Genomic DNA, 22,968 nt, shown 5'->3' with positions numbered 1-22,968 from the left:
TAGCTCATTGCCAACCCTTTTACCAATATGACTATTGCACCAAATATCGATAATGAGCAACTGGCCATTGATGCACCAAGTTTAATGGCTGCATGCGGTCTTGCGTTAAGGAGCTTCGACTAATGGCTCGTATTAACCTATTACCTTGGCGCCAAGAAGAGCGCGAGCGTCGCAATAAAGAATTTCTCACGTTAGTAGTGGCAGTGACTTTGCTCACTTTATTGGCTGCATTTGCTTCATGGAGCTACTTTAACAACGAGCTTGATGAACAACTTGATGCAAACGCATTGATTGAAAAAGAAAATGCTCTTTTAGATACGGCTTTGACTGAAATTGATAGTCTGGAGCAGCGCCGTGAGGATATTATTTCACGTATGCAAGTCATTCAAGACTTGCAGGGTCGACGTCCTGTGCCCGTTCGTTTATGGGATGATCTTGCTAAAGCTATCCCGCCGGCACTCTATTTGAATAACCTCAAACGTGAAGGCGATGTTTTGACGCTGACAGGTCGAGCTGATAATCCAAATATTGTATCAAGTTTGATTCGTAATCTTGATGATAGTAAATGGATGGGTGATTCAGCCGTTAGTAATATCCAACAAAATATCAGTGCTTATGAATCTGCACCAGTGCTTAATAATACGGTCACCGCTGGCGAACAGCCGCGTCCTATTTATCCTGAAGACAGTTATGTACAGTTTGTGATCACGACCAAAGTACAGTCGGAAACAGCCGTTCCTGTAGAAGGTGCTGACGGTACCACTGTACCTGGAGGTGAGTTATGAAGCTTAACCGTAAAAAAAGCCTGATTAAAACCAAAAAAACAGCCCTGAAACCAAAGCAACAGTTTGATTTACAGGAGTTTCGCCGCAGTTTTGAGTCGTTAGACTCTGAAAACTACGGCAGCTGGCCATTACCTGTAAAGGTAACGGTAATAGGGCTTATCATCACGCTCATCGCAGCGTTGGCGTGGGCTTTACCGATTAGTAGTAAAATCGATGAGATCAATGCTGCTGAGAGCCAGCAACAAACGTTACTTGATAGCTATCGTGAAAAAGAATCACGCGCGCGTCATTTAAAAGCTTACCAAGAGCAAGTTGTCCAAATGGAAGCTGAGTTCAATACCTTACTCGATCAGTTACCAAAAGATACGCGTGTATCAGAGCTGGTTGAGGGCATTAACATGACGGGTGTCGGCAGCAATATACGTTTTCAAGACATTTCAGTAGAGCCTGAGATTGAAAACGAATTTTTTATTGAGCAACCTATCCGCATTGCTGCTTTGGGCGAATATCATCAGTTTGGTAGCTTTATTAGTGGTCTTGCCGCCTTACCACGAATCATTACTATGCATGATTTTGAGGTCAGCAATCCGCAGCCGACATTGGATGTTTTACCGGAGCTTAATTTGGTATTACAAACCAAAACCTATCGTTCAAAAGAAGCTGACCCTGAGGGTGATGAAACGGTTGCTGTCACTGACGCTGCGACCACTGATAATGCAGGAGGCAACTAATGAATATTCAAAAACTGCCTACGCTATTGGTTTTAAGCATGGCTGTATTGTCCATGACAGGGTGTGCGGATCGCATTGGTATGGCAGAGCAATCAATGACCGATATCCGTAATCAGCCAGCTCAACCTATTGAACCACCGCCCAAAGCTGAGCTAGTAGAAGACTTTGTTTATAGTGCCAGCGCACAGCGCAGTCCATTCTTACCACCGAGTTTAGTCAATGTCCAAGGTCCTATCACTTCCATCGATGGTGTGCGTCCTGACATTACCAGAGTGAAAGAACCTCTTGAGCAATATGAGCTATCGCAACTGATTTTTCGTGGTGTCGTAATTTCACCTGAAGGTCAGCGATATGCGTTGGTACAACGCCCTGATGGTTCAGTCGCGAGTGTGAAAGTAGGTGATTATCTTGGACTAAATGACGGCCGTATTGTTGAAATCACGCCGACCCAGATTAACTTGATTGAAATTGTGCCAGACAGCCGCGCTGGGTTTGTTGAAAAACCCCAGTCGTTGGTTTCACCCATAAGCTAAGTCGGCAGATTTTTTGAGGAATAAATAATGACAGTACGCAATAACAAGGTAACGATGATGAGTAACCGCGTATCTTCTGCTTTTGCCATTTCAGCATTGGCAATCAGCATGGTAGCAGTGAGTAATAGTGCCCATGCCGCACAGCGCATTAACGAAGTTTCTGTGGTACAAACTGCGCCAGCGGTGACACAAATGCGTTTGGGATTTGACGGTTTACCAGTGTTACCTGCCGCCTATCAGCTTGATAACCCTAGCCGTTTGGTACTAGATTTTGAAAAAGTGCAGAATGGACTTGCTAGTCGCTTTAATGAATACAATATTGGTATGATTGATAAGGTCACGACTTTAAATAGTGACAGTACCACGCGCCTGATTGTTGAGCTAAAACAGGCAGGTAACTATACGACATCGATTGAGGGTAACGATTTACTATTAACCATTACCGATCCTAACCGTCCAGTAATGACCAATGATCCTATCCAAGACGTACTCAATGACAATAATGCGATCACGACGACAGCAGTCGTTACACCGATTGTAGAAACCAGTAGTGCACCGGCAGTCAATATAGCCAGTAAAACTGTGGTTAAAAACCAAGTACCTGCTGATACCATGGTGGTCAGAGTTAACCCGTTATTAAGCCCACAACTTGCTGCATCGCAAGTGAGTAAGCAATATAGCTATGATGGTTGAGTGCCGTCAATTTTGCCGCAGGAAATGATGGTGGTGGCAACGTTAGCATCGCACTTACCAATGAAGCCATTCCCGTTGATGTGCAACGTCAAGGCAACAAGTTAGTGGTACGCTTAACGGGTAGCACCGTGCCAAGAAATTTATTGCGCCGTTTGAATATTAATAGTGGTCTGGTTGATAGTATTGATACTAAAAACCAAGGTCAAAATGGTGTAATTACTATTAATGTCAAAGAAGATTATGAGTATCAGGCTTATCAATCAGGCAATCAGCTGAATATTAATATCAGAAAACCTGAGCTACTACGTGAGCCAACACTTGAAGAAAAAGTCTATAGCGGTGAAGCGCTATCTATGGAGTTTCAAGACGTTGAGATTCGTAGTGTCTTAGATATCCTAGCGCAGTTCACAGAAATGAATATTGTGGCTAGTGATTCAGTCGCGGGCAATCACCTTACGCCTGATTAATGTCCCATGGGATCAAGCGCTAGATATTATTCTAAAGAGTAAGAATCTTGGTAAGCGTGAGAATGGCAATGTCATTTTGGTTGCGCCTTCCACCGAGCTTGCTGAGCAAGAAGCACGTGAGCTTGAAGCACAGCAAGCAGTTGAGTCTTTTGCGCCATTACGCACAGAATATATTCGTCTTAGCTATGCAAAAGCGCCAGATGTTTTGACACTTATTTCTCAAGGCAGTGGCTCATCAGGTGGCAGCAATGCAAATGCTGCTGATAACAATACCTTATTGTCTAATCGTGGAACGGTAACGGTAGATGAACGTACCAATACTTTAATTATTAAAGATGTGGCTGACAGTATCGAAAATATCCATAAATTGATTGGTAAAATTGATATTCCAGTCCGTCAGGTCATGATTGAAGCGCGTATTGTGAGTGCCACTGATAGCTTTAGTAAAGAGATTGGGGTTCGTTGGGGTATCTTGTCAAATGGTGCTGCTAACAACCGTAATTTATTGGTCGGTGGTAGTAATCAAACGCTATGGGATTTAAAAGACTTTGATGTAGAAACGACGACGGTAAATGGTCAAACAGTTTCTTATCCTTCATACGATATTACTCGTCCTGATAACTTAAACGTCGATTTAGGGGTTGCCAACCCTGCTGGTAGTATTGCCTTTGGCTTGCTGAGCATGTCAGATGTGATGCTTGATCTTGAATTGTCAGCACTGCAAGCGGATAATCGCGGTGAAGTGATTTCTACGCCGAAGATTCTGACAGCAGACAAGCAAACGGCGAAAGTCTCTTCAGGGACGCAGATTCCTTATCAAGAAGCGTCTGCCAGTGGAGCAACTACACTAGCTTTAAAGAAGCAGCATTGAGTTTAGAGGCCACACCAAATATCACCCCAGATGGTAAAATCGGCTTGCAATTGTTAATCACTAACGGTACGCCGACCATTATTAACAATCAGGTTGCTATTGCTGAAGACTCTATTTCGACCAATGTTATTGTTGAAGATGGTCAAACGGTTGTGTTGGGTGGTGTCTTTAAGAATCGTACCAGCAATGGTGTCGATAAAGTACCTTTCTTAGGAGATCTGCCTTATATTGGTCGCGCTTTCCGTAAAGACGTGCGTAGTAATTCGAAAGAAGAGTTATTGATATTTATCACGCCAAAATTGATCAATGATGGTATTAGCCGCATAGATTAATCATTTATTGATTGGTTTTCGCTCAAAAGAAGCAAGCATCAACGCTTGCTTTTTTTATGGGAAAATTTTCATATTGATTGAATTTTACTAACAATAATCAACGCTCATTACTAGCCAGAATATCAATGACGTTGTATCATAGCTAATTTAGCTGAGTAAGTATTATGGTGGAGGAATTGCCGTCGGTATTTTTAGTAGGGCCGATGGGAGCAGGGAAGACAACCATCGGTAAATTGCTGGCTAAGCAGTTGGGGCGCACCTTTGTAGACAGCGATTGGTACATTGAATCGCAGACAGGGGCTGACATAGCTTGGATATTCGCTAAAGAAGGCGAGGCGGGCTTCCGTGAGCGTGAAACGCGCGCCATCGATGAGTTGACTCAAAAAGACCAAATCGTCTTAGCGACTGGTGGTGGCGCTGTGATGTGTGCTGAAAACAGAGCGTTTTTGCATCAGCGCGGCATCGTGGTTTATTTGAATGCGCCAGTTGATGTGCAAATGGCTCGCACGGCTAAAGACAAATCACGACCACTGTTACAGCAGCCAAATCCTAGAAAAATCTTGCAAGATTTATATAGCACTCGTGATCCCTTATATCGCCAAGTCGCTCATATTATTATGCCAACTGGTCATACTTATCCCCGTCATATGGTCAATCAGCTCTTACAGCAACTAGAGTCATTTACTGACTCGACTGCTATAGCACCAGAAGATAAAGAAAATTAACCATAATGATAAACTTTATCAAGGCGTGTCCTCATTTAAAAATGGTGATAAAAATCAGGACGCGCCCTAGTTAAGCTCAGCTACTTTTATCTCATTCAAAATGTTTAGGGAGTGCTTAATGGCAACGCCACTGTTTCATGACGGTTTAACGGTTCATACGCAAAGCCATGACTATCCAATCGTCATTACTGAGAAAACAGCGATAAATCACAACAGTATGGCAAAGCTGATCACACCTTATATTCGTGGTCGCCAAGTATTGATTGTCACTAATGATACTGTTGCGCCTTTATACCTAAACGCTTTAGAAAAAGAGTTAACAGAGCAGTTCACTGTGCGTGTTTGCGTATTGCCAGATGGTGAGCAATATAAGCATCAGAGCAGTATCAATCAAATTTACGATGTATTGATGGCCGAGCATTTTAATCGTGACGTTACGCTTATTGCTCTAGGTGGTGGCGTTATTGGTGATATGACGGGCTTTGCTGCAGCAAGCTTTATGCGTGGTGTAAATTTATCCAATTCCAACCACGCTACTGTCACAAGTGGATTCGAGCGTTGGTGGTAAGACGGCATCATCATCCTCAAGGCAAAAATATTGGGCGCTTTTTGGCAGCCACAATGGTACTTGCTGATATGAGTACGCTCAAGACTTTGCCAGCGCGCGAGTTGTCAGCCGGGTTGGCTGAGAGTCATTAAATATGCACTCATTATGGATGTCACGTTCTTAGATTGGCTGGAAGTCAATCTGCCAGCGATGATGGATTTGAATTTAGCGGTACTTGGTGATGCCGTAAAACGCTGCTGTCAGTATAAAGCCGATATCGTCGCGCAAGATGAAAGAGAGTCAGGCGTGCGAGCATTGTTAAATTTCGGTCATACTTTTGGTCATGTCATTGAAACACATGAAGGCTATGGTAATTGGCTACACGGTGAGGCAGTCGCTGCTGGCATGGTACAAGCCGCAGAGTTATCACAGAGAATGGGTTGGTTAACGGTCGAAGACATTGCTCGTATTAAGCGTATTTTAAACTTAGCAAATTTGCCTATCACCCCGCCACGCATTGATACACAAACGGCGCTAAGTTTGATGGGACATGATAAAAAGTGAAACACGGACAAATCCGCCTGATTTTGTTAAAATCACTAGGTCAGGCCGTATTGACCAGTGATTTCGATGAAGAGCTTTTGTACGAGGTATTATCACAACACCGCGTATAATGTCTTAAAGCTTTAGTGCTCGTGAATACTCACTGAACGCAACGGTTTAAAGCAGACTGGCTCGCCGCCATTCTACTTACTGCGCATCTCTTGAATGCGGTCAACTTTATTTTCACCAAGGATACTCCCATGGCAGCTTCAAGATCGACGCCGCGTACCGCTAGCCAGTCATATCGCCGTCAAGCGTTGATTTGGCTGATAATGACCTTGCTGCTGGGTGTGGTTACGGCTCTGATTTGGATGTTTAGTCAAACGCCAGCGATGGGTGCCAAAATTGAAAATGCCCCCATATCAGCACCGCAACCATTGAGTGCTGAGCTTGAGCAGCCCTTAAAAATCGAGTCGTTACACGAGCTTGATACCGACGTGCAGCCCATTAGTTTTGATACGACGGTACGTGATTTGCGCAATTATCCTGCTGAGTTTAAAGACAAACGTTATTTGTTGGCGAATAAAGGCAAATGGACAGTGCAGGTGATGAATGTCGCCGAAAACGATGTGATTGTCAGTTATTTAGAAGGCCGCGCAGACCGTAATAAATTTGCTTATTTCCGTTATCTTGATGATGAAAATCAAGTTCGCTATATGTTAACTTATGGGCTCATGAGTAGTCCACAAGAAGCGGTTGGCGCGGCAAAACTGATAGACTTTAAGTTGCCAGCCAATGTGCGTGTGTTGCCAGAAGAGATCAATCGTTATGTCGGTATCATCGATAATTATGAACGCCCTGATCCAGTTAAAGATTTGAGCACCAGACGCACACGTTCTGTTGATCTAAAGCCGACTAAGCGCGAAGTGCCAGTGCGCCAGCCACTGCCAGAAACGGATAATGGGGACAATGCTGGTCGTAGCAGTCAAGAAACTGCCAGTAACAGCGACAATGAAAGTATCCGTCAGTCAGCGGATACCTCCGATACTTTATCGGTCACTGAAGAGCGTATTGTTGGCAATGAAGAGGAAGTCTCCTCTGTCACTACGCCCAAAAACGAAGGTAGTGGAACTAAGTCTGAACCAGAGAAAAATAAAAACCAGCGACATCAGGCACTGAAAATACCACTAAAAAACCCCCAGTAGTCGCAACACCGAAGCCGCCAAGTAGTACCAGTAGTACAAATTCTGGCGCAAACGCTACTAGCAAGAATACCAATCCTCCTAAGACCAATAACGACAGCATAAAAACATTGATAGAAGACAAAAGCAATTAGAGTATGTTTGTCCTGTGACCATATCGTTGATAGTTATGATAACCTCGTTACTACTATGATTGACAAAAACCCACTGACAAGCTGGTTAGTGGGTTTTTTTGTGGGGCATCACAAAGCATATAATTAGTGCTAAAAATACATTTCCAAAAGAAGTTGATCTTAATTAAGTCTCTCAACTAAGCCTTGTCACAGATACTATGTATCAAAATTTGCATAGAACATTTAATCATCCTATAACCAATAGTAATAAGTTCTCTTACAAAATATGGTGGGTGAATCGATAGAAAAGACTAGATTTTTTGTCCGTCATTAACTAATATAACTGTGGGCGACGTTCTGTATAGTTATCGTAAAAATTGTTTTTTAACAATGAATTGGTAAACTTCTATCATTTAAAAGATACGTTACTAAATTTTTTTGTCTCAAGCGTTGTCACTTGCTATCTATAATTAAGCTATCGCAAGTGGCGCAACCTCTCTTATTATCGCTCTCTTTAGAGTGAATGAAGCGCTTGATTACAGAGCGTCAGATATTCAAAATTAATCAAATGCACGGTTATTACATGCGTAGTCAATCAGTCTGGATTGCTAGGCATGGTGTGATAACAAGTGACACACAAGATAGCGACATTGCGTTATTGATGATTAGGTAACGGGTATACAGGGCTGTATGTCATTGCCAAGGGCGACCGTTTACTATCTTTAATATGTTAATGATCTATTGAAACATCATTCAAGGACTGGGAGTGCCAGAGCTTTTACCTTAGTCGCAAAGTATGATGTCTATGAGCGTCACACCATTTATTAATTCGGATATACGAATATTAATTATTAGCCCGTTCTGCTTACGGTCTTCAGTTTATGATCTGCATTGGATGCATAAATTGCCCGTTCACCTAAAAGGACTAGCCATGTCAATGATTTCCTCGCAAACCCACCTGGCCACGCCAGATGACTTTTCTGATAACTGTGGTTTTGGTTTGATCGCTCATATTGAGGGACAAGCCAGCCATGATTTGGTAAAAACTGCTATTCATAGTCTAAGCTGTATGACCCATCGCGGCGGTGTTGCTGCTGATGGTAGAACGGGTGATGGTTGTGGTCTACTACTGGCGACGCCTGTTGAGTTTTTTAGAGGTATTGCTGCTGAGCAAGGGTTCGCGATTACTGACAACTTTGCCGTTGGTATGATCTTTGTCAATTTAGATGAGACAAAAGCTCGTGATAGCCAGCAAGTGCTTAGCGATGAGATTGTCGCCCAAGGATTAGAGGTTGCTGGCTGGCGTGATGTGCCGCTTGACTTGAGCATCGTCGGTGACATTGGCCGTGAGACTTTACCTGATTTTAGCAAGTGTTTGTCAACGCACCCGATGATTTGGCAGCGGATGACTTTAACCGTAAACTGTTTGTCGCACGCAAAAAAGCAGAGCAGCGCTTGGCTGATGATGAGCTGTTTTATGTGTGCTCATTGAGCTGTCAGACGATTATCTATAAAGGTTTGGTGATGCCATCAGACTTGCCAGCATTTTTCTTGGATTTACAAGATGCGCGTTTGGCATCGCATATCGTGGTATTTCATCAACGTTCTCCACCAATACCTTACCGCGTTGGCCCTTGGCGCAGCCGTTTCGTTATCTTGCCCACAATGGCGAGTTGAACACCATCACAGGCAATCGCAACTGGTCTGAGGCACGGACACCAAAACTAAAATCAGACAAACTGCCCAATTTGAATGAGTTGACGCCACTAGTGAACAGTACGGGCTCTGACTCATCAAGCTTAGATAATATGCTTGAAGTCCTCATGTCAGGTGGTATGAATCTATTCCATGCAATGTCGATTCTCGTGCCACCTGCTTGGCAGAATGTCGATAGCATGGATATGGATTTGCGCGCCTTTTATGAGTTCTATTCGCAGCACATGGAAGCGTGGGATGGTCCAGCAGGTTTGGTGATTCAAGATGGACGCTATGCGGTCTGTATGCTTGATCGTAATGGTCTACGCCCATCGCGCTGGGTGACGACCAAGAACGGCTATATCACCGTTGCCTCTGAAGTTGGTGTGTGGGATTACTCGCCAAAAGATGTATTGGCAAAAGGACGCGTTGGCCCTGGTCAAATGCTCGTTATTGATACTTTAACGGGTCAAATTTTAGATACTAAAGCGATTGCGACGTTACTGAAAAAAGCCCATCCGTACCGTAAATGGCTGCGTGAAGAAGCAACCCGTATCCGTGATGATGAGCGTTTAGAAGAAGAGTTAGCAGCGCAAACATGCCGTGGTAATGAGCTAAAAACACTGCAAAAAATGTATCACATCACCAATGAAGAGCGTACTGAAATTATCCGCCCCAACGCCGAAAATGGTCAAGAACCTGTCGGTTCAATGGGTGATGATACGCCTATGGCAGTGCTGTCGCAGCAAATCCGCCATGTCGGTGACTTTTTCCGCCAGCAGTTCGCACAGGTGACCAATCCACCGATTGATCCATTGCGTGAATCTATCGTGATGTCATTGCAGACCTGCCTCGGTGCTGAAACTAACGTGTTTGCGCCATCAGCGCGAGATGCACACCGTATTATCTTATCGTCGCCTGTACTGTCAGCCAGCAAGATGCAGCAGCTCGAGACCTTGGGCGATCCAGCCTTTAAAATGGCGCGTATTGATTTAAACTATGATCGCATCCTTGAGCTATCAGAAGCCATCACGGCTATCTGCGAGCAAGTGGCTAACAGCATCCGAGCTGGTCACACTTTGATTGTGTTGTCTGATAAAGACATCGATGCTGATAAAGTACCAGCCAACGCCATCATGGTAACGGGTGCGGTGCATCATTATTTGATTGGTCAAGGTATTCGTACTGATGCTAATTTAATCATTGAGACTGGTCTGGCACGTGATTCGCATCAAGTGGCAGTATTGATTGGTTTTGGTGCGACCTGCGTTTATCCTTACTTGGCTTATGATGTTATTGATGACTTAGTAGCGACTGGTGAGCTGCTTGGTGATCCGATTCAAGCGCGGGTTAATTTCCGTAAAGGCTTGGATAAAGGCTTGCTAAAAATCTTATCAAAAATGGGCATCTCGACCATTGTCTCTTATCGCGGCGCGCAGTTATTTGAAGCAGTGGGTCTCTCTGAAGAGGTGGTAAGCCTGTGTTTCAAAGGCGTACAGAGTCGTATTAAAGGTGCGACCTTTGCTGACTTAGCTGCCGATCAAGCACAGCTAGCGGCGAATGCTTTCAAGCGCCGCGCGCCACTCGATCAAGGTGGCTTACTGAAGTTTGTCTTCAACAAAGAATATCATGCCTTTAACCCAGACGTGATTAATAGCCTGCATACAGCTGTACGCACGGGTGATTACGACAATTATCGTAATTATGCTGATTTGGTTAATAGCCGTCCTGTGGCGACCTTGCGTGATTTATTGCAATTAAAAACAGATAACTCTATAGATGTGAATGACGTAGAGGATATCTCATCCATTCTGACGCGCTTTGACTCGGCGGGCATGTCGTTGGGGGCATTGTCACCCGAAGCCCATGAAGCGATTGCCATGGCGATGAATACCATCGGTGGACGTTCAAACTCTGGTGAGGGCGGCGAAGATCCAGTACGTTATGGCACGCTGCGTAACTCGAAAATTAAGCAAATTGCCTCGGGTCGTTTTGGCGTCACCCCAGCGTATTTGCGTTCAGCAGAAGTGATGCAAATCAAGGTTGCACAGGGTGCCAAGCCGGGTGAGGGAGGTCAGTTGCCGGGTGGCAAGGTCAATGCTTTGATTGCACGCTTACGTTATTCTGTACCGTGTGACGTTGATTTCACCGCCACCGCATCATGATATCTATTCTATCGAAGATTTGGCGCAGCTGATTTTTGATTTAAAGCAAGTCAATCCAGATGCGCTAGTATCGGTCAAGTTAGTCTCACGTCCAGGCGTTGGTACTATCGCGACTGGCGTGGCAAAAGCTTATGCCGATTTGATTACGATTTCAGGCTATGATGGCGGCACCGCAGCCTCTCCGCTATCGTCTATCCATCATGCAGGCTCACCATGGGAGCTAGGACTGGCTGAGACCCACCAATCACTACGAGTAAATGGCTTGCGTCATAAAGTTCGTATTCAAACTGATGGTGGTCTAAAGACAGGACTTGATGTGGTAAAAGCCGCTATCCTTGGGGCAGAAAGCTTTGGCTTGGTACCACGCCGATGATTGCTGTTGGTTGTAAATACCTACGCATTTGCCATCTGAATAATTGCCCGACTGGGGTTGCGACGCAAAAAGCTAAGCTACGTGATGAGCATTTCATTGGCGAAGCGGAGATGTTGATTAACTTCTTTAAATTTGTAGCAACTGAAACGCGTGAATGGCTTGCCGCCTTGGTGTGCGTAGTATGGAAGAGTTGGTCGTACGTACTTGCTTGAAGTATTAGAAGGCAACACGGATAAACAGCGTCATTTGGATTTAACGCCATTATTATTTAGCCATCCGGCCAGTAGTGGTAAAGCCCAAACCTGTCAGGTTGAGCGTAATGAGCCGTTTGATAAAGGCTTACTCGCTGAACAGATGATTAGTGATATGCTGCTCAATATTCGTCAAGGTAATGGCGGCGATTATAGCTATTATGTCGGTAACTGTGATCGCTCTATTGGCGCGCGTATCTCTGGTGAGATTGCGCAAGTATGGGGCAACCTTGGCATGAGTGATATGCCAATTAAACTGCATCTGACTGGCACTGCTGGGCAGAGTTTAGGCGTCTGGAATGCAGGTGGTCTAAATATTGAGCTAGAAGGCGATGCCAATGATTATGTCGGCAAAGGCATGGCTGGCGGTGAGATTGTTATTTATCCACCAAAAGACTCAAGCTTTACGGCGCAAGAGACCGCCATCATTGGTAATACCTGCTTATATGGCGCAACGGGCGGCAAACTATATGCAGCTGGTACTGCTGGCGAACGCTTTGGGGTGCGTAACTCTGGCGCGCACGCAGTCATCGAAGGCACAGGCGATCATTGCTGTGAATATATGACAGGCGGTATTGTCACTATTCTTGGGCGTACGGGTCTCAACTTTGGGGCAGGTATGACAGGTGGCTTCGCTTATGTGCTTGATATGGAAGGGGACTTCTTTGACCGTTGTAACCATGAGCTGATCGATCTTAACCGTATCTCAAGTGAGCAAACCGAAGAGCATCGTATCCATTTGCAGCAAGTGATTGAAGCGCATGTTAATAAAACAGGCAGCGCGTGGGGTCAGACGATATTGGCTGACTTTGAGCACTATGTTCGTAAGTTTTATTTGGTGAAGCCTAAAGCGGCAAACATTGCGAGCCTTCTCAAGACCACCATGGCTGACCCACAGTAGCTTTGCTTGGATTATCCAATGTTCCGCTTTTAAAAACCTTTTAACTCAGAGGTTTTCAGCAGGTAAGTGACGGTCACGATATAAATCTCTTAATTTTGCGATAAATGAGACATCGTTGACTGTCACCGCCCACTTTAAAAAAGCTTGATATAAAAAGCCTCATATTAAAGAGACAATACCATGGCAAAACGCTTAGAAAATAGTTTTCAGTTTTTAGATGTACCAAGGCTTGAGCCGACCAAAAAAGACATCGCCACGCGCTCAACGGAATTTGTTGAAATTTATAAACCGTTTGAGAGTGAAGCCGTTGCGCAGCAGTCGCACCGATGTCTGGAGTGTGGTAACCCTTATTGTGAATGGAAGTGCCCTGTACATAACTACATTCCTAACTGGCTCAAATTGGCCACCGAAGGGCAGATATTTCAAGCGGCTGAATTGTGTCACCGCACCAATACGTTGCCTGAGGTCTGCGGCCGCGTCTGTCCACAAGATCGCTTATGTGAAGGCGCTTGTACCTTAAATGATGGCTTTGGCGCTGTAACCATTGGTAATGTCGAAAAGTACATCAACGATACCGCCTTTGCACTTGGCTGGCGTCCGGATATGTCTGATGTGGTTTGGACAGATAAAAAAGTCGCGATCATCGGTGCGGGGCCAGCAGGTTTGGGCTGTGCGGATATACTGGTTAGAAACGGCGTGAAACCAGTTGTGTTTGATAAGCGTCCTGAAATTGGTGGTTTACTGACCTTTGGTATTCCAGAATTTAAAATGGAAAAGGACGTCATGCGTAACCGCCGTGTCATCTTTGAAGGCATGGGCATGGAATTTCGTCTTGAGACAGAAATCGGTACTGATATTAGTATTGATGAACTGTTAAGCGAGTACGATGCGGTATTTATGGGCATGGGTACCTACACTTATATGCGTGGCGGCTTTGCTGGTGAAGAGCTTGTCGGTGTTCATGATGCGCTAGATTACCTGATTGCCAACGTCAATCGCTGCAACGATTGGGAAAAAAATCCTGAAGAATATATCGACTTTAAAGGCAAAAGAGTGGTGGTGCTAGGTGGTGGCGATACTGCGATGGATTGTAACCGTACCAGTATTCGCCAAGGGGCTGAGCAAGTAGTTTGTGCCTATCGCCGTGACGAAGAGAACATGCCAGGTTCGCGCCGCGAAGTGGTCAATGCTCGCGAGGAAGGCGTTGAGTTTCTATTCAATCGTCAACCGACAGAAATCATTGGTTTGAATGGTAAAGTGGCGTGAAAGTCGTCACGACTCACTTGGGTGCGCCAGACAACCGTGGTCGTCAGCGTCCTGAGCCGATTCCTAATTCAGAAGAAATTATCCCATGTGATGCTGTGATTATGGCCTTTGGCTTCCGTCCTAGCCCTGCTGACTGGTTTGAGTCTCAGCAAGTGGCAATGGACAGCTCTGGTCGCGTGCTGGCAGCGGAAAAGCAAACCTTTAAATTCCAAACCAAAAACCCCAAGATATTTGCTGGTGGTGATATGGTACGCGGTTCTGATTTGGTCGTGACCGCGATTTGGGAAGGTCGTGAAGCTGCTGAAGGTATTTTGGACTTCTTAGAGGTATAATGGGTTTGGTTTACATCCAATTATTGATAGCTCTATTTAGATCTCAAACGTCTTTTGCCTTTTAACAGGTAAGAGACGTTTTTTTGATATCAGTACATGATGGTTCGATATTACTTTTCATTGACTATATATTCTTCAATTAATAAGAGTACCTGTGCGTGAAACCAAAAATTTGGCAACGATTTACTGCACCATTCATTGAACCTTATGCGCGCTATCAGCACGCTGATATCTTGCACGCCATACGTATCGGTGCAGCCATCGTGCTTGCGCTGTTAGCCAATCAAATAAGCCGTTTTCCACATGGGGAATGGACGACGATCACCGTCTTTATCATTTTGGGATTGCTACAGTATCAAGGCGCTATTTATACCAAAGCCAAAGAGCGAGTACTAGGGACGGTTTTGGGTATTGTGGTGGCATTTGCAATCTTATGGTTCAATAAAGGGACGGGTGCTTGGTTAGGGATAGAATACCTGCTTATTGGTATCGTCAGTGGGATTATTGGTTATTTTTCGGTCAGGCGGCTAGGGTATACTGGATTACTCACTGGCATTACTATGCTGATGATCGTCTCTAATTTGAATCAAGTTAATATGGCGCAAGATGGTGTCTATCGTGCACTCAATATCTTAATCGGTACGGGTATTGCGGTCATGGTGACAGTGGTCTTACCTCTAAAGTCGACGTTGATGTGGCGATTTTTATTGGCAAATAATTTAGAAGCCTGTAGTACTCTTTATGCTGGTGTCGGACATCATATCGAGGCTGAATTAGAGGCTCCCAAGTCGCTTGTCTATACTAGAGCGACAAGCTCAGCTAGCCTGTCTTATCCTCAAAGTAGCGCTACTGCAGATATGCCTGTTAATAAAGCGTTGATAAAATCGCTGCAGCAAATAAACAAGCGACTACTCGCAGTACGTCCACATATCGCTGCAACAGCAAGCGAGTCCGGCATTCATAAAGAGACGATAGAAACCATTCAGCGTACCCATCGCAATATCATCGGTACCATCGATTTATTGCTCAGTGCAGCACCGCGTTTAGCGAATATCGATATCGACGATGATAATCATACGCTACTGATTCACTATCAACACGAGCTCACCCAAGCCATGCAGCATATCGCGGCAGTACTACGCAGTCCAAGCGATCAGACTTTTCGACCTATTACGCGTATTGCGCTATCAGAATATCCTAGCGTACAGTATGCAACGTTTGAGTGGCAAGGATATTTTTGGTTGACGCAAACGTTGCAAGCACAACTGCAACAGTTAAGTGATCTGCTACAAACGACCAAACCGCAGTGGTATGCTGCTTCTGGTCTGCGCTATCAAAGGCGTGAGCAGCGTAGAATGAAAGAGCAGGGGGGCGAGTCCGATTTACACTTGTAAATATAGGAGATGCTGGCAAGTATTTGTCAGCACCTTTCAGCATTACCAATAGCCAAATGCGATGTTGTTAGGGTGTTTTTTTGTCGTTATGTGCTAGCATGTTTTGACCTTCAGCGTCTTTTATCTTTTAATAGGTAAAAGGCGTTATTTTTTGGTCATGACTTTATCAGCGCTTTATCAGTGGTTAAGCCAGTAGCTAGAATTTAACCGATTTTTTCTTCCTTCACTTATAAGAGATATCCTGCGTGAAACCGACTTTTTGGCAACGATTTACCGCCCCGTTTGTAGAGCCTTATGCCCGTTATCAGCATGCAGATGTTTTGCATGCCATACGTTTGGGTCTGGCTGTACTTATTGCGCTCTTGTTAAATGAGTTTACGCACTTGCCGCATGGTGAGTGGACGACCATTACCGTGTTTGTGATTCTGGGTTTGTTGCAATATCAAGGGGCGATTTATACCAAGGCTAAAGAGCGGATATTGGGTACTTTGCTTGGGGTGGTGGTCGGGCTTAGCTTCTTATGGCTGATTAAAGATATCGGTGGCTGGCTGTGGTTATATTATGGGCTGATTGGCATTATCAGTGGCATCATCGGTTATGTGGCGGTCAAGCAATTGGGCTATATCGGTCTGCTGACAGGTATTACCATGCTGATGATTGTGTCGAGTCCTGACCACAGCAATATTGCCCAAGATGGCTTATATCGCGCGTTCAATATTTTGCTTGGTGCAGGAGTAGCGGTGGCCGCGACGTTAATTTTACCGCTTAAATCGACGTTGATGTGGCGATTTTTATTGGCCAGTAATCTTGAGACGTGCAGCAATTTGTATGCAGGGGTTGGCAATCATATTGATGCGGATGTCTTAGTGCCCAAGCCGTTTAAATATAGTAAGGCGACTAGTTCGGCCAGTATTATTTATCCATCGAACAGTTCTATACCAGATACACCGGTCAATAAGTCCTTGGTGAAAGCATTACAAAAGATTAATAAGCGTTTGCTTGCCGTGCGTCCGCATATCGCAGCGACAGCTAGCGAATCGGGTATTGAAAAGGAAACACTAGAGACTATTCAGCGTACCCATCGTAATATTATTGGTACGATTGATTTACTGTTAAGTGCCGCACCGCGTTTGGCTAATATTGAGATTGATGATGAAAACCATATTTTGCTTATTCATTATCAGCATGAATTGACGCAAGCGATGCAGCATATGGCGGCGGTATTACGTAGCCCAAATGACGAAGTATTCCAACCCATTACACGCATCGCCGTATCAGAATATCCAAGTGTAGAAAATTTAGGCTTTAAGTGGCAGGGCTATTTTTGGCTGACCCAAACGCTGCAAGTGCAATTGCAGCGGCTCAGTGATTTATTGCAAACGACTAAGCCAAAATGGTTTGCCGCCTCTGGTCTGCGCTATCAGCGCCGCGAGCAGCGCCGTATCGAGCACAAAGGCAGTGAAACTGATTTGCACTTATAAATATAGTCAATCCTATATAAATCAGATACGGTGTCAGGCTCGCTTAGTCTACTATTGGTAGTACTTTCGCTCGCCTTCCTTGTATCCAAATTATATTGAACCGACTATAAAAGCTAAATAACAGCCAATAAAGAATAAATAAAAAACGCTGACTCTCCCAAGTCAGCGTTTTTATTTAAACAATATTTTAGGGTGTGTTCTTCTAGCCTTCTATATTAACGACCAGTTTTTAGCTTATCCCAATACTGCTGATAGACTTGCAATGCTTCATCGCCCACATCTTCTTGGAATTCCGCTTTTGCCAGTACGTCTTTGCTCGGATAGATGGTTGGATTGTTTCTCACTTCTTCTGGCATCATCTCACGCGCAGCCATATTAGGCGACGCATAACCAATCTCTTCGCTGACGATTTTAGAGTTCTCAGGACGCAGTAAGTAATCAATAAACTTGTGGGCTGCATCGACTTGTTTGGCATTTTTCGGAATGACAAAATTATCCATCCACAAGATAGCGCCTTCAGTTGGATATTTATAAACCAAGCTGGTCAAGCCTTCGTTGTTGGCGATAATTGCCTCGCCATTCCAGCTCATACCAACCGTGGTTTCGCCTTCCATATAAGGCATGCGCGAGGCATCCGAGTTAAAGGTCTTCACATTTGGCATCAAGGTCGTGAGCTTCTCATAAGCGGCTTTGATTTCGTCAGGATTTTTACTATTACCTGAATGCCCAAGGGTCAATAGCGCCATGCCAAACACTTCGCGCATATCGTTCATCAGCATCACTTGCCCTTTATACTCAGGACGCCATAAATCGTTCCAGCTATTTACGGTTGCAGGATCGACCTTGTCACCATTAATGGCAAGACCGGTGCTGCCCCACATATAAGGAATCGAATATTTGTTTTCTGGATCAACCTTGGTATTGGTAAAAGACGTATCAAGATTCTTAAAATTGCTTAATTTGGATTTATCGAGCTCTTGCAGCAGCCCTTCTTTGGCCATTTTTTCGACATAATAGGTCGACGGAATCGCTAAGTCATATTGGCTAGAATCGTCGAGTAGTTTGAGCTTGGCATACATAGCTTCGTTAGAATCAAAGGTAGTGTAATTGACCCGAATGCCTGTCTCCTCAGTAAAGCCATCGAGAATCTCTTGCGGCATATACTCTGACCAGTTATACAGATTGAGCGTTTCAGCACTCGCCGCTGTACCATCAGCCGCCGTATTGTCTGACTTACTACAGCTAGCAAGTGCTAGCCCAACAGCCACGGCTAATAGTACTTTTGGTAGTATACGAGCGCTACGAGTAATGTTGTGGGGCGATGATAAATGAGTCAAAATATCTCTCCTAAATAAGAATGATGCAAATGAGTAAAAAGTTAAATGATAGATAATGGAAGCTAAGGGCTAAATACTAAGTGCTGAATATAAGGTATCGAGCCAGTTGTGAAACTATTATGGCTATGATTGTTAAGAATTTAAAGGGCAAGAAAGAAGTTCGTTATTCATAATATTGTTAAAAGTGGCGCTGATGAATGGCTGAAGAATCTATAAAATCACAAATATGAGGTTTACTGCTGTCTTTGAGTAAGATAATAAGCGTAAATAATCATGCTATGATGAGAGCTGCTTTACCCTTAAGCCATGAGTTTACAACGTGGTTTTTATAAGATACAAAGGTTACCGATAAAATAAAAACAATCGAATGTTAATTAAATGGTTCGAATTAAAAGAGGCAAAAGATGAATAATCGTAAACGCGCTGGACTGATTACTGCTGTGCTTGGCATCATTGCCTTTATGACCATGTTTAACGCTGGCTCGCCGACACCTATCGTTAATTGGCCGGTTGAGACGTACATGGGTTTGGCATTTACGATTGGCTGGTTGAGTAATGTGCCTGTTTGGTTGGCCTATGTGCTGGCAGCGGTGGTGCTTATTTTGATTGTTGTTGGATTTTATAAAATCGGTAGTTGGATTTATAGTTTAATGACGAAGCGTGGTTAGATTTTGCTAGGACGTGTCCTTATTTTAAAAGTGAGAACACGTCCTAGATAAATAGCAATTTGCAAAGTCTGATTACTAAGACGCAATATGAAACTGCTCAAGCACCGACTGAATACCGCGCTCCTCAATCGTACCCGTAACAAAGTCTGCACGTGCAATCAATTCTTGCTTTGCATCGCCCATTGCTACTGCATAGCCGACCAAGTCAAACATCTCTAAATCATTCATTCCATCACCAAACGCCATACACTCACTGGCATCTACCCCATAATATTGACAGACGTCTTTAATGCCTCGCGCCTTGGATGCCTCTATCGGTAAGATATCTGCGCCGATATGATGCCAATGGACGAGCTTTAAATCGTACTGGGCAAAATCGACGTCCTGCATTTTCTCTTGTTGATTGTTAAAAAATACTGAGCATTGATAGACGGTATTCCCTTTATGGTATTCAGGGTCAACGATAGAGTTTGGCGTGATGGCATTAAACTCGCGCAAGCGCTCATTTTCACCTGACCAAGCGATATGGGTGGCAGAGTCAAACTTATGAATCAACTCGCTCTGTTGGCACAGACGCACGATGGTATCCGTTTGCTCAGCGGACAACGGATAGTGGCTAATCCGACCCTTTTTATCAAAACTATACTGTCCATTCATACAAATAATCGCATCTAAGACATCAGCTTCGAGCAAGGCTAAAATATCTGCTGGCAATATGGCTTTGGAGCGTCCCGTTGAAATCACCAGCTTAATATCAGTACCTGCAAGCTCCTCAAGTGTTGTTTTGTTGTGTTCGGCAATGATGCCATTGCGGCTCAAGGTATAGTGCATTAAGTATAAAAATGTTATAAGATAAAACATCTCAACAGATATACTCAATTATCATGACTTACTCACTAGATTATCGCAAACAAGTTCTTAAAAGCTTAGCAGATGGCATGACCTTTGCCGAGGCAGCCTCTTTTTATGACATTAGTCCAACCACTATTCAAAAGTGGAAGAAACGGCTGCATAGTAAGAGCACTCGCAATGTTACGCCATCAAAAATACCGGATGATGCACTACGCAAAGACGTTGAGCGTTACCCTGATGACTATCACTATGAGAGAGCAAGACGGTTCAACTGTACTGCCCCAGCCATTTGTGAGGCTTTAAAACGCCTAGGCATCAGTCAAAAAAAAGACCTTAGAGCATCCAAAAGCATGTCCAATAAAAAGAGCGGCGTATCAGAGTAAGCTTGATAACTTTAAACAGCAAGGTTATCCCATTGTGTATATGGACGAAAGCGGTTTTGAAAGCCAGACCATTCGTCCTCATGGTTATGCACCGATAGGCAAACCCTGTATCGACAGCTACAACTGGCAAGGTAAAAAGCGAACCAACGTCATTGGGGCTCTATATGAAAAGATGCTATTTGCACTGGATTACTTTGAACACAACATTAACAGCGGCATATTCTACGATTGGTGCAAACACACCCTAATCCCAAGCCTTAAAACCAAATGCGTGATTGTCATGGATAACGCTCGGTTTCATAAAAGTAGACGTATCCAAAAATTACTGAACAGGCATGGTCATCGTATCCTATGGCTGCCGCCGTACAGCCCAGACTTGAACCCTATTGAGAAAAAATGGGCTCAAGTGAAGTTTCTACGCCAAGGGTGGATGGAAAATGACTTATCCAAATTATTTTATGATGTTTGTCCTAGACATAACACTTTTGTTTTGAACTGACTATATCATCGATGTCAAAAAGATGATCTTGGGTGTCGGAGTCTTGATAGTCATACTTTCTGTGGCGATTTTGTCTTCGATAAACATGATGATCCTATTGTTTTTTAGTCGTTTCAATACCAATGATTTAGATACTACTACAACACACCCAAAGAGATAAATACCTATAAAGTAACCTGCGATGATGCAAATTTGGCTACTGCTGCGGTATTAGCTTTGCTGGCATTGTGATTGATTTGCGCTTATTGGAAAGGTTAACAAAAACTCTAAACGATATAATTAACTTAAGAGTGGCTATTTATTATAAGGTTAAGATTAACGATCAATATCAGTTAACAAAATGATGAACGATTTTTATCAGTGTATCCGCTACCTAAAGGAGCTAGTATGAAAATTTTTACCTTAAAATCAGTCACCACTTTGACGGCTTTAGCAACATTGGCACTATCTGCCAATGCCTTTGCAATGGATGTTAAGTTTAACGATGCTGCTTGGAATGGCAAAAAAATACCTGAAGGGCAGCAGTGTCTAAACTATGATGGCAAAAATCCAGCCACGCCGAGCATGACGGTCTCAAACATACCGATGGGCGCGGAGAGCTTGGTCTTCGTTTATAACGATGTGAGCAATAAACGTATGCAACATGGTGGACATGGCATTGTAGAGTTTAACCGACCAGAAGGTGCTACGAGTGCTGAGATTCCACGTGTGTTTGGGCATACTTATGAAGTGCCAGTTGGGATTGAGATGGTCGCGGAATATCGTAGCCGTGCAGGGGAAGCGGGAGGGGCATATAAACCACCTTGTTCAGGTGGCAAAAACCATCTGTATACGGTAGATGTGCAGGCATGGCAAGGCGATAGTGTGCTTGCTGAGACAACGGTTGAGATGGGTCGGTATTGATGCCTTAGTCGTTTTAATGAGCATAAAAAATCCGTCTATACCGTGTGTATAGACGGATTTTTAGTAAGAGTAAGTGATGTTTGCAACGACTGAGACATGAGTAAGCGTGGGTCAGTCGTATGTTAGGGTTGAGACCGTGCTATAGGAAAATATAGATTAGGCTTGTTAATTATTAGACTAATGATATCGCAGTCATTGTGCCAAGTTTTATAGTACAATTGTACTCCGAGAAATGTCAGCATCCTATTTCATTAAAATTCCAATGGTTATTTCTAGAAATACAATGATGCTAGATGACAAAAAACCACTAAGAAAAAAATTTTATTGATTATACTTTATCTTAAATTAGATCAGGTTTTTATAAATAAGGTTTCTCATGACTATAGCGACAAGCCATACTCCAGAAAGCAAAAAAATAAATGGCGAGCATATTCTTATCAACATGATATATATCGCCAAAAATGTCGACCTAGATTCAGGAATCGAGCTAACTCGCGCACTTGAGTATTGGCGAAGGTATTTTGAAGAAAACAATATAGCTTCAGCTTTAGTCATTAGTGAAGGTTATTTCGTTCAAAGTTTTCAAGGAACAAGGCCCGCTATCAATATTGCCTTAGAAAAAATACTTGACGAGCATTCAACCATTTTTCCCAATATTGTTAATATAGAGGAAATAGAGTCGCGTCAATGGAATGGGTTTTTAGTGAAACATCTAACATCAAGCGCTGAAGACGAAGAATATGCCCTAAAAAGCTTCTCAGCAGGTTTTGACTATAATCCCTATCTAATGACAAGTGCTCAGATTAAAAGCTTTTTGACAGCAGTTTTTAAAGATACCAAATCCAGCAATTTTTAGATAAGTTCTCTATAACTAGCGTAAAAAAGCCGTCTATACAGTGTGTAGGCGGCTTTTTAGTTGTTTTCAT

At 43.7% G+C, this 22,968-nt stretch carries 15 protein-coding genes and 6 pseudogenes; 19 read left to right on the top strand and 2 right to left on the bottom strand.

Going from position 1 to position 22,968, the window contains the following annotated elements:
• Nucleotides 1-6: 6 nt before the first annotated feature.
• From pilM to G7Y90_RS01250, 14 genes and pseudogenes are all read left to right on the top strand, one after another.
• A pseudogene (gene pilM, locus G7Y90_RS01315) lies at nt 7-123 on the top strand (pilus assembly protein PilM); the annotation flags it as partial.
• Nucleotides 123-785 carry a PilN domain-containing protein gene (locus tag G7Y90_RS01310; protein ID WP_045443917.1) on the top strand — a complete coding sequence of 221 codons (663 nt, stop codon included), beginning with the start codon at nt 123-125 and terminating at the stop codon, nt 783-785. The pseudogene pilM and the gene G7Y90_RS01310, both read left to right, overlap by 1 nt.
• The gene (locus G7Y90_RS01305; protein WP_045453405.1) at nt 782-1,516 is read left to right on the top strand and encodes a type IV pilus inner membrane component PilO; all 735 of its coding nucleotides are present in this window, start codon (nt 782-784) and stop codon (nt 1,514-1,516) included. Before G7Y90_RS01310 ends, G7Y90_RS01305 begins: the two co-directional genes overlap by 4 nt.
• Nucleotides 1,516-2,049: a pilus assembly protein PilP gene (locus G7Y90_RS01300; RefSeq protein WP_201560980.1), complete on the top strand. Its 534-nt coding sequence runs from the start codon at nt 1,516-1,518 to the stop codon at nt 2,047-2,049. The genes G7Y90_RS01305 and G7Y90_RS01300 overlap by 1 nt, the downstream gene beginning before the upstream one ends.
• Nucleotides 2,050-2,076: 27 nt before the next feature.
• A pseudogene (locus G7Y90_RS18780) lies at nt 2,077-4,412 on the top strand (type IV pilus secretin PilQ).
• Nucleotides 4,413-4,576: 164 nt separating this feature from the next.
• Entirely contained in the window at nt 4,577-5,137 is a 561-nt protein-coding gene (gene aroK / locus G7Y90_RS01280) for a shikimate kinase AroK (protein ID WP_045453412.1), read from the top strand.
• A 118-nt stretch (nt 5,138-5,255) separates the two neighbouring features.
• Nucleotides 5,256-6,358: pseudogene (aroB, locus tag G7Y90_RS01275) on the top strand (3-dehydroquinate synthase).
• A gap of 129 nt (nt 6,359-6,487) precedes the next feature.
• On the top strand, nt 6,488-7,432 hold the full coding sequence (locus tag G7Y90_RS01270) for a hypothetical protein (RefSeq protein ID WP_250163178.1): 945 nt from the start codon (nt 6,488-6,490) through the stop codon (nt 7,430-7,432).
• A 906-nt stretch (nt 7,433-8,338) separates the two neighbouring features.
• Nucleotides 8,339-11,402: pseudogene (gltB, locus tag G7Y90_RS01265) on the top strand (glutamate synthase large subunit).
• A pseudogene (locus G7Y90_RS18775) lies at nt 11,371-11,987 on the top strand (glutamate synthase-related protein). Before gltB ends, G7Y90_RS18775 begins: the two co-directional pseudogenes overlap by 32 nt.
• Nucleotides 11,980-12,927 carry a GltB/FmdC/FwdC-like GXGXG domain-containing protein gene (locus tag G7Y90_RS18770; RefSeq protein WP_502937389.1) on the top strand — a complete coding sequence of 316 codons (948 nt, stop codon included), beginning with the start codon at nt 11,980-11,982 and terminating at the stop codon, nt 12,925-12,927. The pseudogene G7Y90_RS18775 and the gene G7Y90_RS18770 overlap by 8 nt, the downstream one beginning before the upstream one ends.
• A gap of 180 nt (nt 12,928-13,107) precedes the next feature.
• Nucleotides 13,108-14,525, top strand: a pseudogene (locus G7Y90_RS01260) (glutamate synthase subunit beta).
• A gap of 158 nt (nt 14,526-14,683) precedes the next feature.
• Complete coding sequence (locus G7Y90_RS01255) at nt 14,684-15,919, top strand: FUSC family protein (protein ID WP_250163177.1); 1,236 nt, start codon at nt 14,684-14,686, stop codon at nt 15,917-15,919.
• Between the two features lie 245 nt (nt 15,920-16,164).
• Nucleotides 16,165-17,400 (top strand): FUSC family protein, encoded by a 1,236-nt coding sequence (locus tag G7Y90_RS01250; RefSeq protein WP_250163176.1) that lies wholly within the window; start codon nt 16,165-16,167, stop codon nt 17,398-17,400.
• 215 nt (nt 17,401-17,615) lie between these two features.
• Here the strand turns inward: G7Y90_RS01250 and G7Y90_RS01245 are convergent, their stop codons facing one another.
• Entirely contained in the window at nt 17,616-18,737 is a 1,122-nt protein-coding gene (locus G7Y90_RS01245) for an ABC transporter substrate-binding protein (RefSeq protein WP_201560976.1), read from the bottom strand.
• A 404-nt stretch (nt 18,738-19,141) separates the two neighbouring features.
• On the opposite strand from G7Y90_RS01245, the gene G7Y90_RS01240 reads away from it, so the two are divergent.
• Nucleotides 19,142-19,405: a hypothetical protein gene (locus G7Y90_RS01240; protein WP_193009072.1), complete on the top strand. Its 264-nt coding sequence runs from the start codon at nt 19,142-19,144 to the stop codon at nt 19,403-19,405.
• Between the two features lie 75 nt (nt 19,406-19,480).
• Here G7Y90_RS01240 and G7Y90_RS01235 read toward each other — a convergent pair whose 3' ends face one another.
• Nucleotides 19,481-20,224 (bottom strand): Cof-type HAD-IIB family hydrolase, encoded by a 744-nt coding sequence (locus G7Y90_RS01235; protein ID WP_349773383.1) that lies wholly within the window; start codon nt 20,222-20,224, stop codon nt 19,481-19,483.
• 65 nt (nt 20,225-20,289) lie between these two features.
• Here G7Y90_RS01235 and G7Y90_RS01230 point away from each other — a divergent pair, with 65 nt between their 5' ends.
• The 4 genes from G7Y90_RS01230 to G7Y90_RS01215 all read left to right on the top strand — a co-directional run bounded on the left by G7Y90_RS01230 (nt 20,290) and on the right by G7Y90_RS01215 (nt 22,898).
• Nucleotides 20,290-20,640 carry an IS630 transposase-related protein gene (locus tag G7Y90_RS01230; protein WP_201541006.1) on the top strand — a complete coding sequence of 117 codons (351 nt, stop codon included), beginning with the start codon at nt 20,290-20,292 and terminating at the stop codon, nt 20,638-20,640.
• Nucleotides 20,615-21,139, top strand: a complete 525-nt coding sequence (locus G7Y90_RS01225; RefSeq protein WP_201541007.1) for an IS630 family transposase — start codon at nt 20,615-20,617, stop codon at nt 21,137-21,139. The genes G7Y90_RS01230 and G7Y90_RS01225 overlap by 26 nt, the downstream gene beginning before the upstream one ends.
• 387 nt (nt 21,140-21,526) lie before the next feature.
• Nucleotides 21,527-22,042 carry a hypothetical protein gene (locus G7Y90_RS01220; protein WP_201560975.1) on the top strand — a complete coding sequence of 172 codons (516 nt, stop codon included), beginning with the start codon at nt 21,527-21,529 and terminating at the stop codon, nt 22,040-22,042.
• Nucleotides 22,043-22,418: 376 nt separating this feature from the next.
• The gene (locus G7Y90_RS01215; protein WP_250163175.1) at nt 22,419-22,898 is read left to right on the top strand and encodes a BLUF domain-containing protein; all 480 of its coding nucleotides are present in this window, start codon (nt 22,419-22,421) and stop codon (nt 22,896-22,898) included.
• Nucleotides 22,899-22,968: the final 70 nt, after the last annotated feature.

This window comes from Psychrobacter sp. WY6, assembly GCF_018448495.1.
In the GTDB taxonomy this organism is placed as follows: Bacteria; Pseudomonadota; Gammaproteobacteria; order Pseudomonadales; family Moraxellaceae; genus Psychrobacter.
Note: the sequence above shows the minus strand (reverse complement) of the source record. Positions and strands in the feature narration are given on the sequence as shown.

Bases quoted from the DNA above. Each gene is read 5' to 3' on its own strand.
- G7Y90_RS01240 (WP_193009072.1), top strand. From the start codon at position 19,142: ATGAATAATCGTAAACGCGCTGGACTGATTACTGCTGTGCTTGGCATC.
- G7Y90_RS01215 (WP_250163175.1), top strand. From the start codon at position 22,419: ATGACTATAGCGACAAGCCATACTCCAGAAAGCAAAAAAATAAATGGC.
- G7Y90_RS01305 (WP_045453405.1), top strand. From the start codon at position 782: ATGAAGCTTAACCGTAAAAAAAGCCTGATTAAAACCAAAAAAACAGCC.
- G7Y90_RS01220 (WP_201560975.1), top strand. From the start codon at position 21,527: ATGAAAATTTTTACCTTAAAATCAGTCACCACTTTGACGGCTTTAGCA.
- G7Y90_RS01230 (WP_201541006.1), top strand. From the start codon at position 20,290: ATGACTTACTCACTAGATTATCGCAAACAAGTTCTTAAAAGCTTAGCA.
- G7Y90_RS01270 (WP_250163178.1), top strand. From the start codon at position 6,488: ATGGCAGCTTCAAGATCGACGCCGCGTACCGCTAGCCAGTCATATCGC.
- G7Y90_RS01310 (WP_045443917.1), top strand. From the start codon at position 123: ATGGCTCGTATTAACCTATTACCTTGGCGCCAAGAAGAGCGCGAGCGT.
- aroK (WP_045453412.1), top strand. From the start codon at position 4,577: ATGGTGGAGGAATTGCCGTCGGTATTTTTAGTAGGGCCGATGGGAGCA.
- G7Y90_RS01300 (WP_201560980.1), top strand. From the start codon at position 1,516: ATGAATATTCAAAAACTGCCTACGCTATTGGTTTTAAGCATGGCTGTA.